General features: G+C 52.2%; 15 protein-coding genes. 8 read left to right on the forward strand and 7 right to left on the reverse strand.

Translation table 11 applies throughout. The annotated features are described in order from the left end of the window. A partial coding sequence (locus tag KB559_RS24165) for a hypothetical protein (RefSeq protein WP_211025924.1) occupies positions 1-236 on the forward strand: 236 nt, incomplete at its 5' end. Positions 237-482: 246 nt separating this feature from the next. Here KB559_RS24165 and KB559_RS24170 read toward each other — a convergent pair. From KB559_RS24170 to ylbJ, 3 genes are all read right to left on the reverse strand, one after another. Continuing rightward, positions 483-1,943, reverse strand: coding sequence for a S41 family peptidase (locus KB559_RS24170; RefSeq protein WP_211025926.1), 1,461 nt, complete (start codon positions 1,941-1,943; stop codon positions 483-485). A 27-nt stretch (positions 1,944-1,970) separates the two neighbouring features. After that, complete coding sequence (locus KB559_RS24175; protein ID WP_211025928.1) at positions 1,971-2,774, reverse strand: NAD kinase; 804 nt, start codon at positions 2,772-2,774, stop codon at positions 1,971-1,973. A 67-nt stretch (positions 2,775-2,841) separates the two neighbouring features. Beyond that, the gene (gene ylbJ / locus KB559_RS24180) at positions 2,842-4,083 is read right to left on the reverse strand and encodes a sporulation integral membrane protein YlbJ (RefSeq protein WP_211025930.1); all 1,242 of its coding nucleotides are present in this window, start codon (positions 4,081-4,083) and stop codon (positions 2,842-2,844) included. A 386-nt stretch (positions 4,084-4,469) separates the two neighbouring features. Here ylbJ and KB559_RS24185 point away from each other — a divergent pair, with 386 nt between their 5' ends. Continuing rightward, entirely contained in the window at positions 4,470-4,853 is a 384-nt protein-coding gene (locus tag KB559_RS24185) for a globin domain-containing protein (RefSeq protein ID WP_211026016.1), read from the forward strand. 41 nt (positions 4,854-4,894) lie between these two features. Then, positions 4,895-5,593, forward strand: coding sequence for a DUF2225 domain-containing protein (locus tag KB559_RS24190; protein ID WP_211025932.1), 699 nt, complete (start codon positions 4,895-4,897; stop codon positions 5,591-5,593). A 24-nt stretch (positions 5,594-5,617) separates the two neighbouring features. On the opposite strand, the gene KB559_RS24195 is transcribed toward KB559_RS24190, so the two are convergent. Both KB559_RS24195 and KB559_RS24200 read right to left on the reverse strand, forming a co-directional pair. Continuing rightward, positions 5,618-5,848 carry a hypothetical protein gene (locus tag KB559_RS24195; protein WP_211025934.1) on the reverse strand — a complete coding sequence of 77 codons (231 nt, stop codon included), beginning with the start codon at positions 5,846-5,848 and terminating at the stop codon, positions 5,618-5,620. After that, positions 5,845-6,018 carry a YycC family protein gene (locus KB559_RS24200; RefSeq protein ID WP_211025936.1) on the reverse strand — a complete coding sequence of 58 codons (174 nt, stop codon included), beginning with the start codon at positions 6,016-6,018 and terminating at the stop codon, positions 5,845-5,847. The genes KB559_RS24195 and KB559_RS24200 overlap by 4 nt, the downstream gene beginning before the upstream one ends. A gap of 127 nt (positions 6,019-6,145) precedes the next feature. Here KB559_RS24200 and KB559_RS24205 point away from each other — a divergent pair, with 127 nt between their 5' ends. After that, positions 6,146-7,960 carry a M3 family oligoendopeptidase gene (locus KB559_RS24205; protein WP_247682067.1) on the forward strand — a complete coding sequence of 605 codons (1,815 nt, stop codon included), beginning with the start codon at positions 6,146-6,148 and terminating at the stop codon, positions 7,958-7,960. A 135-nt stretch (positions 7,961-8,095) separates the two neighbouring features. After that, entirely contained in the window at positions 8,096-9,031 is a 936-nt protein-coding gene (locus KB559_RS24210; protein ID WP_211025938.1) for a copper amine oxidase N-terminal domain-containing protein, read from the forward strand. 57 nt (positions 9,032-9,088) lie between these two features. On the opposite strand, the gene KB559_RS24215 is transcribed toward KB559_RS24210, so the two are convergent. Continuing rightward, positions 9,089-10,027 carry an ROK family protein gene (locus KB559_RS24215; RefSeq protein WP_211025941.1) on the reverse strand — a complete coding sequence of 313 codons (939 nt, stop codon included), beginning with the start codon at positions 10,025-10,027 and terminating at the stop codon, positions 9,089-9,091. Next, on the reverse strand, positions 10,024-10,728 hold the full coding sequence (locus KB559_RS24220) for an N-acetylmannosamine-6-phosphate 2-epimerase (RefSeq protein WP_211025943.1): 705 nt from the start codon (positions 10,726-10,728) through the stop codon (positions 10,024-10,026). The genes KB559_RS24215 and KB559_RS24220 overlap by 4 nt, the downstream gene beginning before the upstream one ends. Positions 10,729-10,954: 226 nt before the next feature. On the opposite strand from KB559_RS24220, the gene KB559_RS24225 reads away from it, so the two are divergent. The 3 genes from KB559_RS24225 to KB559_RS24235 all read left to right on the forward strand — a co-directional run bounded on the left by KB559_RS24225 (position 10,955) and on the right by KB559_RS24235 (position 15,856). Next, a complete protein-coding gene (locus KB559_RS24225; protein WP_211025945.1) occupies positions 10,955-12,304 on the forward strand; it encodes an FAD-dependent oxidoreductase in 1,350 nt (449 codons plus the stop codon). Between the two features lie 67 nt (positions 12,305-12,371). Next, complete coding sequence (locus KB559_RS24230) at positions 12,372-13,670, forward strand: citrate transporter (RefSeq protein ID WP_211025948.1); 1,299 nt, start codon at positions 12,372-12,374, stop codon at positions 13,668-13,670. A gap of 44 nt (positions 13,671-13,714) precedes the next feature. Then, entirely contained in the window at positions 13,715-15,856 is a 2,142-nt protein-coding gene (locus KB559_RS24235; protein ID WP_211025950.1) for a hydantoinase/oxoprolinase family protein, read from the forward strand. The last annotated feature ends 12 nt before the right edge of the window (positions 15,857-15,868 follow it).

The following is a 15,868-nucleotide window of genomic DNA, read 5'->3' on the forward strand; positions in this document are numbered from 1 at the left end:
AAGTGAAAGTGACAAAAACACTGAGCCTGAACAATTTTATTGTCAGGCTAGCGTCTTTAGGCGCAGTTTGGCAACAGGGGGTTATACCCCAAGAGCAAACCACCCGTTGGACGGGTGGTTATGATTTCCAGCGGAGCAGAACAACTCTCTGGAGATTTAACGGCCATGGTGGCCGTTATTTGCGGTCAAACAGGCGGTTTGAAAATCTAACGGACACCAGGGGCGTTAAAGTGTAGAAAAAGTGACTTTTTGAATGAAACAGTGGCTAATAGCGTCTCTCATGTCTGTTAGCGTCTAGAAAAGTAAAATTTGGGGCAGTTAGCGGCCCTCATGTCCGTTAGCATGTTAGATTGTTAGATCACCGCAATGAATGAAGGTTTTGAAGGTTCTAAGTTAGAACAAAAGGAAATAAAAAGAACCCGAGGCCAGTGGTCCCAGGTTCCAAGAATGATGCTTATAATTGCGATGACGATGCGATAAGTTTATTTGGATAAGTGAAGCGTGCCTTGCTTGAAGCTCCATTTGATGTCAGGGAACTTCTTCTGGAACTCATGAATTTCCACATAGGTTTCCCCATCGATCATTTTGGCGGTTTTCGCCGCGATCGTAAACCCGGCCTTGCTGCCGGCGGCATTCGTGACGGTCAGCTTCTGGGTGGAAGCACTCCACGCTACGTCGCCTTTGAGCAGCGCTGCAAGAATACGGGAAGGGACATAGAGTTTGTCGCCGCTTTGCAAGGTATCGACATAACCGCTAAAAGCCACGCCGTTAATAGTTAGTGAAGAAGCATTACCGCTTAGTTCAATGGTTCTTGCTCCCGCCTTGTTCAAGGCTGTGATCAACTGGGCTGTAGCGTTATTCATCACTTCGATGTCCGGCTTAAGGCCGACATGATTGAAGTCCTCCCGCTTCGGCGTAAAGTACCGCTGAACCGTAAGCTTCAGGGAGCTGCCGTTGGAGAGCGTAAAGACGTTTTGAATTCGTGCTTTTCCATAGGTTTGAGTCCCTACAACTGTTGCAATCCCATTATCATGCAGGGCACCTGTTAATATCTCGGAGGCGCTGGCGGTCAATTCGTTAGTTAAAATGACAACCGGCATTCCGATATCTTGTCCGCCGGAAATGGTCACCGCTTCGAGTTCACCGTTTTGTCCGGACGTATACATTAATGTACCGCTCTTCATAAAATACTTGGCGATGTTGGCCGCCGAATCCACGTATCCGCCAAGATTGTCCCGGAGATCCAGCACCATCGATCTCATCCCCGCCTTGCGGAGCTTGTCCAGCTCGGCTGCAAATTCCTTGTCCGCATTCTCGGAGAAGGAGGATAAGGTGATATATCCGATCCTGCCCGAAGGAATGTAGCTTCCCGTAACGGAAGGAAGCGAGAAATGGGACCGCTTGACGGAGAGCGAGAGGTTCTGGTTGCCGCGGGTTATACCCAAAAGCACTTTCGTATTCTCTTCACCCTGTATCCGAAGAATATCCTCGCCGGTTTTGACCGGTTCCCCGTCAACCTTGGCAATGATATCTCCCTTCTTCAGCCCCGCGGAACCGGCTGGGGAACCGGGCAGCACATCGGTTATATACAGCTTGTTCCCGGTAAACCGGAGTGTTACTCCAATGCCGACGAATTCCTGATTCACGCTGTCTTCGAATTCCGCCAATTCTTCAGCGGTGTAATAATCGCTGTAAGGATCATCCAAGGTGTAAACCATTCCCCGGATCGCGTTCTCGAGAAATAACTCCCTGTCTGCTCCCTCGATATTATAAGCGTCCAAATAATTAAGCACTTCTTGAATAATCTCCATCTCGGAGGTTTGCCCCGCCTCTTCGGCGGCTTTTGCGCTGTCCGCCGCTGCGCCCGCCGCTTGGGGAAGGCCCAGCAACGGAATCGCCAGCAGCGGAATGAGGGCTTTGCGGTAAAACTTGTTCAATTTCATAAATGATTATCCTTTGCTAAAAAAGTGTTAGCCCAGGAAAGCGTTCCGGACCCGGTTCCAGAAAGGGAACGGCCGATAACGCACGAAGCTGATTTTTTGTGCGGCCACCTGGCAGCGAACGGAAATCAGATCATCCATAGGCAAATTAATGTGGTCTACAGTAAGCAGCAGGTTCTGCTCTTTTCTGGAATAAATATCGCAATGATGATGCTTCGGCAGCACCAGAGCGGATCCCATGGTCCGGAAAACCCGGTTATTGATCGAAGCGATTTCCGAGATTTGCAGAGCCTCGATGGAAGGGTGGATCATGGCTCCCCCCAGACTTTTGTTATAGGCCGTGCTGCCGGATGGGGTGGAAACGCAAATGCCGTCACCGCGGAACATCTCGAACAAATGATCGTTAATATCCACCTGGGCTACGACGGTCCCGTCAACGCTTTTGAGCGTAAACTCATTTAAGCATATATAAGATGAAGTTCCCGATTTTTTGCGAATTTCCAAATCTACGAGCGGATAACGGACAATCCGGGGCTTTAGCATCCCTTCATCTTTATGGCTGCTCATCATCCGGATCAATTCGGGAATTTCATCCGCTTTCCAGTCGGCATAGAAGCCGAGATGTCCGGTATGAACGCCTACAAAGGCGATTGAAGGAATCCGGTCGATGAAAGTATGAAAGGCATGAAGCATCGTGCCATCACCGCCGATCGATACGACGATATCCGGAGATTCGGCATCCAGTTGCAGTCCTTGCTCGGACGCCATTTTATGGAAGGATTCGCTTAAGTCAACGGACAACTGATCTCCGCGGTCCAGAACGTAATATCTCAAGATGACAGACTCCTTTATTTTTCCTTTTGTAACGATCATAATCAATTCCGAAACAGAACACAACGTTTCATTTTCCAGCCCGCTTCCCTATTCCCGGCACGATCCGGTGAATGATTCCGGCAAGCAGCGAGACAATAACGAGTGAGGCGATGAGGACCACCATCAGTGAAATCATTTTCGGAACGCCTCCCCATCCGAAGAATATCGTCCCTGTTTCTGAAGTTAGCGGGAAAAAGGCGGGGAGATGGCCCATCAGGGGGTTCCATATCAGAAGCAGAAGAACTGCGGACAAAACGGCATGAATCAGGCGGGCGATTAGGAATGGCAAATAGCGAAGATCCGCTCCGTTCAAGATGCTGGCCACCTGGGCATGGACCGACAGTCCGCCCCAGGACAGAATAAAGGCGGCGGCCGCAGCCTTGAACATAAGCGGAACTCCCGCCGGAGCCGCCGCTGCCTTGGCGCCGAGCGTTACTTCAAACATCCCGCCGACCAGCGGCTCTGCGAGATCGGAGGGCAGGGCAACAGCCGGGAGCAGCAGCCGGACGCCGGAATACAATGCGTTCATGACATGGGAGGCCGTTAATACCTCCAGGACGACGGAGAAAAAGACGACCAATCCGCCGACAACGGTCATGAGCTGCAGGGAAGAACCGACGGCTTGTCTTAGCAATTCGCCAAGACTGCGCCCGTCCTGCAGCCTTGCTTCATGCATCGCCTTTAGCGCAATCCGGAGACTGAATGAGGGGCGGGGTGACTTTGAAGAGGGCTGCTCTTGGTTGCCTCCTCCGCCTTGGGTCCCGTAAAAGCGCATCAGCACCCCTAGCAGCAACGCGCTGCCATAATGGGAAATGGCTAGGATGCCGGCCAGTTTAGGGTTGCCAAAAAAGCCGACCGACACGGCGCCGATCAAAAAAATAGGGTCCGAAGAGGTTGTGAAAGCGACGAGGCGCTCTCCCTCTTCACGGCTAACGAGCCGCTGTTCTCTTAGTTTGGTAGCCAACTTGGCACTGACGGGATAGCCGGAGGCAAAACCCATGGCGGCCACAAATCCGCCGCTTCCAGGAATACGGAACAGCGGCTTCATCAGCGGATCCAGCAGCTTGCCGAGAAAATGCACGATTCCGAAGCCAAGCATGACCTCAGAAATGACGAAGAATGGAAAAAGGGACGGAAACAGCACGTCCCACCAAATGGCGAGCCCTCTTATTCCGGCTTCCCACGAAGCGCGAGGGAACGCTAGCATAAGCACCGCCATAAACAGCGTTGCGGCGATCAAGGATAGAGTGCTCCATCGCTTTAAATTCATTAGTAACGCCTCCACTAGGATCTTAGTGAAGTGTATGTATTCGAAGGGACAAACAGCACCAAAAAACAAAGAAAGCGATTACAAAAAGAGGCTGTATTTTTCGTTTCTTTATGTTAAAATGTGCCTATAAAGTCGAACATGGATGGAGTGTTGAAGATGAGCTTTGTCGCCGGTGTTCTCGTTTGCGCCTTTGTATACGTCATTCGCGCCTCTCTAGTCCGTTCCGGTGAAGAGGATTGGCGCAGTTACTAGACATTCCTCTGCTCAAGAGGTCACTTATACGTAGAAGCTCCGTTTCGGAGCTTTTATTTTTTTTTGCCATAAGTTTGGTATAATAAGGACAGTATAAACTTTTTTTAATAATTCGTATGAAAGATGGAGATATATTGAATCCAAGTTTAAGCATTTACGATAATTTGGGCGGAGCTGATACCATCCGGCGGCTGGTGGAGGCGTTCTATCCGAAAGTGCAGGAGAATCCTCTGCTCGGTCCGCTTTTTCCCGATGATATTTATCCGGTGATGGAGAAGCAGTATATGTTTCTGTCGCAATTTTTCGGGGGGCCGTCCCTATACTCCGATGCATACGGTCATCCGATGATGCGGGCTCGTCATCTCCCTTTCCCGGTCACGCCGGAACGGGCGGAGGCCTGGCTTGGATGCATGCGTAATGCTCTGGAGGAGATAGGGGTCGAGGAGCCGCTGCGGGAATTCGTACTTAAACGTTTGTCGGGCCCAGCTTTTCATTTCGTCAATACAACAGAGGAATAACGCGCACTTATTTTAGACGGATACGAAAGGAAGTTAATCCTGTGGAATTAGAACCTCTTTACCAGATCAAGGTGACATGCAGCCATTGCGAAGCCGTTTTCTCAACCTCACGTGTGCGTCAGAGCTTTAAACGGGCTATACGGACGGATACGGATTTTTGCGGATATTACCGGGCGGAGAATCCGGATTATTATGTAGTGCGGATTTGTCCTTCCTGCGGATTCGCATCGACGGAAAATTTCAATCCAAAAATTAACGATATGCAGCGGAGCCGGTTCCAGGAAGTCATCGGAAAACGGTTCGTACAACGTGATTTCGGCGGATATCGCGATTGGAATACGGCCCTCGAAACGTACAAATTGGGATTGTTATGCGCTCAAACGATCGGGGAAAAGGATCGGATCGTCGCGAGCCTGCTGCATCATATTGCCTGGCTGTACAGGTATCAGGACAACAAGGAGCAGGAGCAGCGGTTTCTGAAATATTCCCTGGACTCCTATATCCGGGTTTATGAAAATGAGGATATGCAAGGCAGCGATGCCCGACTGATGTACCTGATCGGTGAGCTTCATCGCCGGACGGGGAATAACAACGATGCGGTGAAATGGTTCTCCCGCGTCATCAATGACAAGCGGATTATGGACGCGGCCATGATTCGGGCCTGCCGGGAACAGTGGGCTTTGCTTCGCGAGGAAATGCTGAACGGTGGGCAGGAATTGCCGGAGGAAATGCGGGGTTAATGTAACCCCGCTGTTTTACATTTCTTAACGTAGAACGGTGTCTGTCAGCAAATAATCATTATCGCTGTCCAAGAGCATGACTTTGTTTCCGCAGCATGGGAAGACAAGCAGCTTCTTTTTTCCCTCATGGACCTGAATAATATCGCGCGGCTTAAGGGGAAGCAGGACATTGTTTGTTCCGCAGAACGGGCATTCGAGTACATAGACATCTTTCATGATGATGTCGTAGGGCAGCGTCTTCTCAAAAGGAATCATGATGACTGATCCGGTTTGTCGGCCTGCTGGCCAGCGGCTTCCTTCGTGGCTAGCTCCGCGATTTTTTGCAGTAATATATGTTGCGGCATATGCATAAGATGCTCGATTGGCACCTTCAGTTCGGCAGCCAGCTTGATTGCGGTTTCCGGCGAGATTTGCAATGGCTTCATAATAAAATTACCTCCTAAATGTGTTACTTAGTATACGCCCCGTTGTCGAACAGCTCAAATGGGCAAATATGTACTTATAGTTATACACTTTTATTCCGCCCGGGATCAATACGGGGGACAAGAAAGGATGAATATAGCGATGGAACAATTAAGCAATCCGGTTACGCCGACATGGGATCTTGAAAAGATTTTTACGGGAGGTTCTTCCTCAGAGGCTTTCCGGTCCTTCCTTGACCAGTTGGAGGAAGATCTTTCCTCGTTGAATGAAGGTCTGAAAGGGGCCGAGGCTCCTAAACATGCGGAGGATACCGGCCGCTTCGACGACATGATCGAAGGCATGCAGAGCGCTTCCCGTCGCATTTTGGAAGCTTCGGGTTTTGTGGAGTGTTTGACTGCACAGGACCAGCATGACAAAAAAGCAGTGCATCTTGAATCCAAAGTGACCGCGCTTCGAGCGAAGTACGAAACTGTGATGACGCTGTTTCAAAATATACTTCAGATGACGGAAGATTCCGTGTGGGAAGCATGGATGGCACGTCCCGAAATTTCGCCGATCTCGTTTGTGTTAAGTGAAAAGCGGCATGCGGCAAAAGAAAAGTTATCGCCTGATCTGGAGAGCTTGGTCTCGGACCTTGCCGTGGATGGCTATCATGGCTGGGGTCAGCATTACGATACGATCGTCGCCAAGGTAGGCGTTCCCTATACCGATGACAATGGAGAAACCATGACTCTTTCTGTTGGCCAAGCGGCGAACAAGCTTGACGATCCTGACCGGAGCGTCCGGGATACGACATTCCGCAAATGGGAAGAGGCTTGGGGCGGGGTTGCCGATTATGCTGCGGACACCTTGAACCGGTTAGCCGGGTTCCGGTTGAAAGTATACGATAAGCGCGGTTGGGAAGATGTCTTGAAGGAGCCGCTTGATATTAACCGGATGTCCCGTGAAACGCTGGATACGATGTGGCAGGTGATTGAGGAAAGCAAACCGATCTTCGTCTCTTATTTGGAACGGAAGGCAACGCTGTTAGGCCTGGAAAAGCTGAATTGGAGCGATGTGGATGCCCCGCTGGGCGAGGTTACGGGGAAAATCACCTATGACGAGGCAGCAGCCGAAATCGTCAAGCAATTCCGGAACTTCAGTCCGAAGCTGGCGGATTTTGCGGTGCAGGCCTTTAACGAAGGCTGGATCGAAGCGGAGGATCGTCCCGGTAAACGTCCGGGCGGGTTCTGTACTTCTCTGCCGGTGAGCAAGGAAACCCGGATATTCATGACCTTCGGGGGCACGGTTTCGAACATGGCGACGCTGGCGCACGAGCTTGGTCACGCTTATCATCAATATTTGATGGATGAGCTTCCGCAATTCAATCAGGACTATGCCATGAATGTAGCCGAAACGGCTTCCACCTTTGCGGAAATGATCGTGGCGGACGCCCTGGTCCGGAATGCGGCCAGTGAAAAGGAAAAAATCAGCCTTTTGGCGGACAAAATTCAAAGCGGCATCGCCTTCTTCATGAATATCCATGCCCGCTTCCTGTTTGAAACGCGGTTCTATGAGAAGCGCAAGCAGGGATTGCTGGAAGCGTCGGAATTGTGCACATTAATGGAAGAAGCGCAGCGGGAAGCGTTCCGCGGAGCATTAGGGGAATATCACCCGCATTTCTGGGCTTCCAAGCTGCATTTCTATATTACGGGTGTTCCGTTCTACAACTTCCCGTATACATTCGGATACCTGTTCAGTACCGGAATCTATGCGCTTGCCGCTCGCGAAGGAGCCGGTTTTGCCGACAAATATGACGCGCTGTTGATGGATACCGGCCGGATGACCGTTGAAGAATTGGCGGCTAAACATCTGAATGCAGACCTGAAAAAGCCTGATTTTTGGCGTGAAGCCGTGTCTGTAGTCGTGGAAGATGTGAAGCTATTCCTGGAACTGACAAAGTAAAATCAATTGAGCGCAGCCCCGCTGTCAGGGATTATCCTGATGGCGGGGCTTTTTGCACCGATACCATATTTTTCAACTAAACATAATAAACGTGATGCCGATATTGAATTTAAGACAGATTAAGGAGGCGGATTAATGAAAAAGAAAACGTGGGTCATCGCTCTGACTTGCATCCTGGCTATAAGTTTGGTCGGCAGTCCGGTCTTTGCCAAAAACGACAACAAGGGAGCCAAACCGGACAAAAAAGAGGAGGTTTCGAAGCAAAACAAACCTAGCGGTAAACCGGTAAATGACAAAACGGAAAAAATCAATAATTCCGAAAATCAAAAGCAGCAGAAAGCGAAAGAAAAAGAAAAGGAAAAAGAAAAAGTTACCGTTACCGATGCGACATATACAGATAACAAGCGGGGGCCTCAAGGATATAAGGGGTTATTGCACGCGATTGAAAATGTTAAGGATAAGCCTGCCGGCGCGGTGGTTGCCGAGATTTTGCTGAGTAAATACGACGCGCATTTGACCGATGAAATGAGAACCGAGCTGGAGGCGATCATCGAGGCCGAAGCTGCATTATCCGAAGCCGCAGATCTGTTGGACAAGCAAGGAAGCGTAACGGATGCGGTCTACGTCCAGAAGGAAGCCATTAAAGCGAATGTGAAAAACCTCGATGGATACAAGCAGCTTGGCAAGTATTATAAAAAGCTCGGCAAACATGGCGTGAAGCTGTTTGTAAACGGAGAAGAGTCGGCCTTGGCGGTGCCTCCGGTAGTGCAAGACGGGAATACGCTGGTGCCGTTCAGAACCATTGCAGAAGCGCTCCAGGCGGAAGTAAACTGGAACGAGAAAACGAAAACAATCACGATTACAAAGGAAGACATCACCATTAAGCTGATACTCGGCAGCAAAACGGCGCTTGTCAACGGGGAGAAAAAGCAATTGGGAGTTCCCTCAACGACTGTAAAGGGCACCACGCTGGTCCCGGCCCGTTTCGTAAGTGAAGCTCTGGGGGCAGAGGTGAAATGGGAAGCGGAATCCGGTTCCGTAGTAGTTTACGAAGAAGAACAATCAAAATAATATGACAGAAGGCCGGCAGGGATACACCTTGCCGGCTTTTATGTCATGGGAAGCTATTTAATTTCTCATACCCGCTACGGAAGATGCTGCACCGACGACCCCGGCATGCTCACCTAACACGGCGGCATGAAGGAGAATTCCGTCGCCCCAGTAGACGGGCATGACTATGCGGCGCAAATGCTCGCCGATTCTGTCCAACAGGAAGTCTCCCTGAGCGGTAATAGCTCCAGCGAGGAGAAAGCGGCGGCAGTTAAGAATGTGTGCCAGATTGGAGAGACCGATGGCGATGATTTCCGAATACTGGCCGATAAGATCCAGTGACCGAGCATCCCCGCCGCGGGCTGCCGCGAACAGCTCCCTCGGATCCTGAACCCAGGAATCCGGGGCTTCATGTTTGCGCATCAGATTCTTAAGCCCGGTCACGGAAGCGTAGTTCTCCCAACAGCCCCGATTGCCGCAAGTGCATGGAAGGCCGCCCATGGCGACGATATGGTGACCGAAGGCGCCGGCATAACCGTCGTCTCCTCCTTCGATCGTGCCGCCTTTGACGATGCATCCTCCAATTCCCGTACCTATAGCAACGCATGAAAAATCGGGAATGGCCTGAGCCGCTCCTTTCCATTGTTCACCCAACGCGATGGCATGGACATCGTTCATCACGGTGACCTGGAGCCCGGACTCCTGCTCCAGCAGTTGCCTTAGTGGAGTTCCTGTCCAGCCGGGCAGATGCTCCGTCGCATAGGAAACCGTGCCTGAGCGGTCGACCGAACCGGCGGTTCCTATGCCTATGCCGAGCAGTTGCATTCCTTCCTGTTCAGCGGTCCGCCGGTGCTCCTCGATTATGTCGTACAGTTTGACAAGGAGGGCATCTCGGCCCCGCGAGGCCTCTGTCGGCGTAGTGCGGAAGTGTCTGACGCTGCCGTCCGCGCCGACTAGCGCCGATTTGATGCCGGTGCCGCCGAGATCGATGCCGATGGCGCCTCTGATCCGGTTCATCGGGCATTACCTGCTGATTCGGCCCCCCGGATCGTACGGACGAATTGTTCCGTCACCGAATGTGGACGGGTAATCACCGTTCCAACGACGACAGCGAAGGCACCCGCCTGCAGCGCTTCGGCGGCCTGTTCCGGATTCTGAATCCGCCCCTCGGCAATGACCGGTACCTGCACGGCGGCGGCCAGCTCCTTCAACAAATGGAAGTCAGGGGCTTCGCTCTGCGGGCTGTAAGGGGTATAGCCGGACAAGGTCGTTGAGATCAGATCAAATCCCAGCGCGGCGGCGGCGATTCCTTCCTCCAAGGTTGAGACATCGGCCATCAGTAACCGGCCGGGCTGCTTTCGGACGCCGGACACCAACGTTTCCAAGGTCTCTCCATTAGGCCGCACCCGCTCTGTAGCATCTACGGCGACGATATCGGCGCCCGCAGCAAACAACAACTCCGCATCGGACAGGCACGGGGTAATGTAAACGTCCGAGCCGGGATAGTCCCGTTTCCAGATGCCGATGACCGGCAATCCGCAGCCTTCTTTAATAGCAGCCACATCCTGCGGCGAATTGGCCCGGATGGCCGCAGCTCCTCCGTCCTTGGCGGCAATCGCCATGGCTGTCATGATATGGCTTCCGTACAGCGCTTCTCCCGGATAAGCTTGACAGGATACGATCAGTTGTCCTTTCAACTGTTCCAGTATTTTCTCCATATTCTCTTTTGACTCCTTTAATAAATATAGTCTTTAAAAATATATAAAGCGCATACAACTAGATATTTCAAAGTATAAAATCATTAAACAAACATGTAAAGAAAATAATTTTCTAATTTAACGGATATTTAGAAAAAAATAAACATAATCATTTACAAGCTGGAATTATTCTGCTACTTTAGAACTCAAGAAACAGCAAACCACATACTGAGGAGGAATTGCCAAGATGGAGTCGTTTGACGTCATAGTAATGGGCGGCGGCATTTCCGGTACGATGGCCGCAGTGGCGGCCGCCAAGTCGGGCGCAAAGACGCTGATCGTGGAGCAGCAGGGCTATCTGGGCGGTACTTTGACCGCCAATGGAGTCGGCCCGATGATGACTTTTCATGCCGGGGAGAAGCAGGCTATTCAGGGATTTACGGATGAATTGATCGAAAGGCTGAAAGGGATCGGCAAATCGCCGGGGCATATTTTTGATACGGTCGGGTTCACGTACTCGGTGACTCCGTTCGATGCCGAGGCTATGAAGGTAGAACTGGAATCCATGATCCTGGAGAATGGGGGACAGATTCTGTACCACACGATGCTGGCTGAGGTGCATACGGAGGACCAGCGGATTACCGGAATTACGGTTTGCAACAAGTCCGGGTTGAGCAAGCTGTCCGCCAAAGTCTTCATCGACGGTACGGGGGACGGCGACCTGTCCGTTCGTGCGGGGGCTCCTTTCACGAAAGGACGCGAAAGCGATGGGGCGACCCAGCCGATGACCTTGAAGATGAAGATGATTAACGTCGATATTCCTAAAGTGAAGGCTTATATCCATGCCCATCCGGAGGATTTTCCGCTTTACAATGGTGACACCTCGATCATTGAGAAAGCTCCGCGGCTGTCGACCGCCGGCTTTGTCAGTCTGTTCAAGAAAGCGAAGGAGAACGGCGAGATTTCCATTCCGCGGGAGGATATTCTCTTCTTCGAAACCAATACGCCGGGCGAGGTGATCATGAACACGACGCGGATTCTCGGACATGACGGTACGGATGCATGGAGCTTGAGCCGGGCCGAGACGGAAGGTCGCAAGCAATGCAGGGAATTGGAGCGTTTTATGAAAAAATACGTTCCCGGTTTTGAAAACGCTGTCGTGGAATCTACCGGCCCAGCGATCGGCGTGCGCGGATCACGACAAATCATCGGCCTCTATACTTTGACGGCGCAAGATATTCTGTCGCAGACGAAGTTTGAGGATACGATTGCCCATTCCGGCTATCCGATCGATATCCACAGTCCCGACGGTGAAGGAACGAAGCATGAAAAGCTGGAATGGGGCGGCATGTACAGCATTCCTTACCGTTGCCTGATTACGCCGACTATCAAAAATGTTATCGTTATCGGCCGTTGCCTGTCCGCCACTTTCGAAGCCCAGGCCGCCGTCAGAACAACGCCAACGACCGGCGCCATCGGGCATGCCGGAGGGGTTGCCGCAGCGCAGGCAGCGTTGCATAACCTGGATGTCCAGCAGGTTGACGTAACCCGGGTACAAAGCGAATTGAAAAAGCAAGGCGCGTACCTGGAGCTTTAAGTTGGACAAGTGAATTATCGATAGAAACAGGTTGTATCTTAATTTGAATGATAAAGGGGATTGAACCATGAGTTCAATGATGTGGGTACAGGCAATTGGCATTTTAGTCGTATTTCTTATCTTTTCGGCGCTGATGATGACCCGGAAGCTGCCGACGATTCTGGCGCTGCCATGTATGGCGATTCTGTTTGCATTGATCGCGGGCGTACCTTGGTCTTCCAGTACTCCCGATACGGCCACGCTTAGCGGGACGATTCTTGCCCAAGGTTCCATGCGGCTGTCTACGGCGATAGCCGGGCTGATTTTCGGCGCCTGGTTCGGCCAGATCCTGAATAAAGTCGGGATTACCAAGGCTATTATCCGTAAAGCTGCCGAGCTGGCCGGCGACAAACCGGTGCTGATCGCCCTGCTGTTCTTCGTTACGGCATCGGTTATTTTTTCCGCGGCAAGCGGTCTCGGAATGGTTATTCTCGTAGGGACGATCATTATCCCGATTATGCTGACCGCCGGAATTAGTCAATTTCTTGCCTCCGTCGTTCTGCTGACTTCCGTAGGCGTCGGGGTACTGTTCAACGTTTCCAACTGGGCGGTTTACGTGGATGTCATGGGTCTGCCGGTTTCCACCGTTGCTGACTATACTTTGATCGCCGCTTTACCGCTTATCGTAATCAGCATGATCATGATCGTGTTTTATGCCCGCCGCGATGGACGCGGACGCAAAGCATGGGCCATGCCGGCTACTTCTCCGACTCCTGAAGGAGGTCGAAAAGTGCCAACCATCGCTCTGATCAGCCCATTGGTTCCTGTAATTATGGTTTTTGCCTTTAAAATGGACATCGTGCCTGCCGTCATCATCGGTGCGGTTGCCACGTTGCTGCTGTCCTGGCCGAAACGTCCGGTACATGTGCTTTCCAGCTCCCTGGTGGAGGGGATTCAGGATGTGGCCGGAGCCTTGGGGCTGATGATTGGGATCGGTATGCTGGTCAATGCGGTTATGGCGCCTCAGGTTACGGCGATCATTTCGCCGGTCATCGAATCGGTGCTGCCGAACAGCCCGTGGATGTACATCCTGTTCTTTACGATTTTGTCGCCGCTGGCAATTTACCGCGGTCCGCTTAACGTGTGGGGCCTGGGTAGCGGGATCGCCGCTCTGTTCGTAGGGGCGGGCATGACGCCGATCGCTGCTATGCTGGCGCTTCGGGTAGTCAGCAATGTGCAGTCCGTTTCCGATCCGACCAACTCCCACAATGTTTGGGTGGCCGATTTTACGAAGAGTGACATTAACGAAATTTTGAAGCGGACTCTGCCCTGGATGGTTGCAGCCGTGTTGATCTCCATGGTGTGGGGCTCGTTCGTAGTTTTTTAGAATAAAGACGCCATGGATATAGAGAGATAGGAGGGAGATATGAAATGGGTCGAAAAGTAAGGGTTGGCATTGATGTCGGCGGTACGTTTACGGATGCGGTCGTGCTGGATAATGAAACGTTTGAGATCATCGAAAAAATGAAAATTCCGACCACCCATCACGATGAGGACGGTGTGGCGAAGGGAATTGTACAGATTCTGCAAACCATCTTGGAGAGTAATGGCATTGCTCCGGAGGATGTAACTTTCATCGCCCATGGGACGACGCAGGCGACCAACGCTCTGCTGGAAGGGGATGTCGCCAGAGTCGGCATCCTCGGCATGGGGGCGGGAATGGACGGATTGAGCGCGCGCAGCGAGTCCAATCCGGGACAGATCGAACTGGCGCCAGGTAAAAACCTGCAGACCTACCATACGTACCAGGACTCCAAAAACTTGAAGGATGAAGCCGTGGAGCAGGGCTTGGAGGATCTGCTTTCTCAAGGGGCCGAAGTCATCGTAGCTTCGGAAGCCTACAGCGTGGATGATCCGACGAGTGAACTGCGCGTCGTCGAAGCGGCGAACCGGCGCGGCGTGTTCGCGACCGGCGGACATGAAATCTCCCAGTTATACGGTCTTCGGACGCGGACAAGAACGGCGGTAATCAACGCCAGTCTGATTCCCAAGATGATGGAGACGGCGAACATGACCGAGAAGTCGGTCAAGAACGCGAACATCTCCTCGCAGCTGATGATCATGCGCTGCGACGGCGGGGTCATGAGCATCGACGAGGTGCGGAAGCGTCCGATCCTGACGATGCTCTCGGGGCTGGCCGCCGGCGTCGCGGGGGCACTGATGTATGAGAAAATATCCGACGGCATCTTTTTTGAAGTCGGAGGAACGAGCGTGGATATCTCGGTTATCAAAAACGGCAAGGTCATGATCCAAAACGCGCAGGTCGGGGGACACCGCACCTACCTGCAGTCCCTGGATGTCCGGACCTTGGGCATAGCGGGCGGCAGTATGATTCGCGTGTCAGGCGGCAAGATCGTCGACGTCGGCCCGCGGAGTGCCCATATTGCCGGGAAGGCCTATGAGTGCTTCGCCGATCCGGGCGAATTGAAGGATGCACAAGTTCTGTTCATCAGTCCGCGCGAAGGTGACGCCGCCGAATATGCCATTGTCCGGGGGAGCGGCGGGGAGTTTTCCTTTACGCTGGCGGGGGCGGCCAACCTGCTCGGCTACGTGCCGGAAGGCGACTATGCGTACGCCGGGAAGCAAAGCGCGGAATTGGCGTGGGACGCTTTGGGCGCGCATCTGGGAATGTCCGGAGAGTCGGCGGCCCGCCAGGTGATGGATATCGCCATCGAGAAGACAATGAAGACGGTTAATGAAATGATTGCCGATTACGAGCTCGACCGTTCTTTCGTCACTCTGGTCGGCGGAGGCGGCAGCGGCGCCGTCCTGATACCTGCCATGGCCGAGAAAGAACAAATGAAATGGCAGATCGCCAAGAATGCGCCGTTTATCTCGACGATTGGGGTAGCCCTAGCTATGGTCAAGGAGCAGATCGAACGGACGGTCATCAACCCGACCGAAGCGGATATCAAGCGGATACGCAGCGATGTGATGGATAAGATTGTTCAGTCCGGAGCTAGCGAAGAGACCGTTGAAATCATGATCGAGATCGATAATCAGAAGAACATTTTGCGAGCGATCGCTACCGGTTCAACCGAGCTCCGGTCCAAGGATTTGGGACAGGCGGCTTTGACGGAAGAGGAAATGCGAAGTATTGCGGCGAGCTCTGTGGACGCGCCGCTCGAATCGATGGTCCTGTCTGCCCAAACGGGCCGCTGGCATTTGTTCGCCAGCGAGGAAATTCGCAAATCCTTCTTCGGCTTGCTGAAGAAGAAGCGTACTTCCGTCAGCGTGGTAGACAGGGAGGGCGTGGTCCGGTTCAAGCAGGCCGGGGTTCATTACGGTCAGTTTGCCAAGAAGCAGCGGCATGATGCCTTTGTGGCTTTCCTGGATGACCACACGATTTATTCGGATGCAAATGCGACAATTCCGAAGGTATTCTTATTTTTCCGGGAAAAAATGCTCGATCTGACCGGAATGCAGACAAAGGAGCAAATGTTGTCCATTTTGGATATGGAGACGGAAATGCTGGGTGATGAGGAATTTTGGCTTGCGGTAGCGTATCAATAACCGGAAGCGGAA

This window comes from Paenibacillus sp. Marseille-P2973 (assembly GCF_018101095.1).
GTDB classification, from domain to species: domain Bacteria; phylum Bacillota; class Bacilli; order Paenibacillales; family Paenibacillaceae; genus Fontibacillus; species Fontibacillus vini.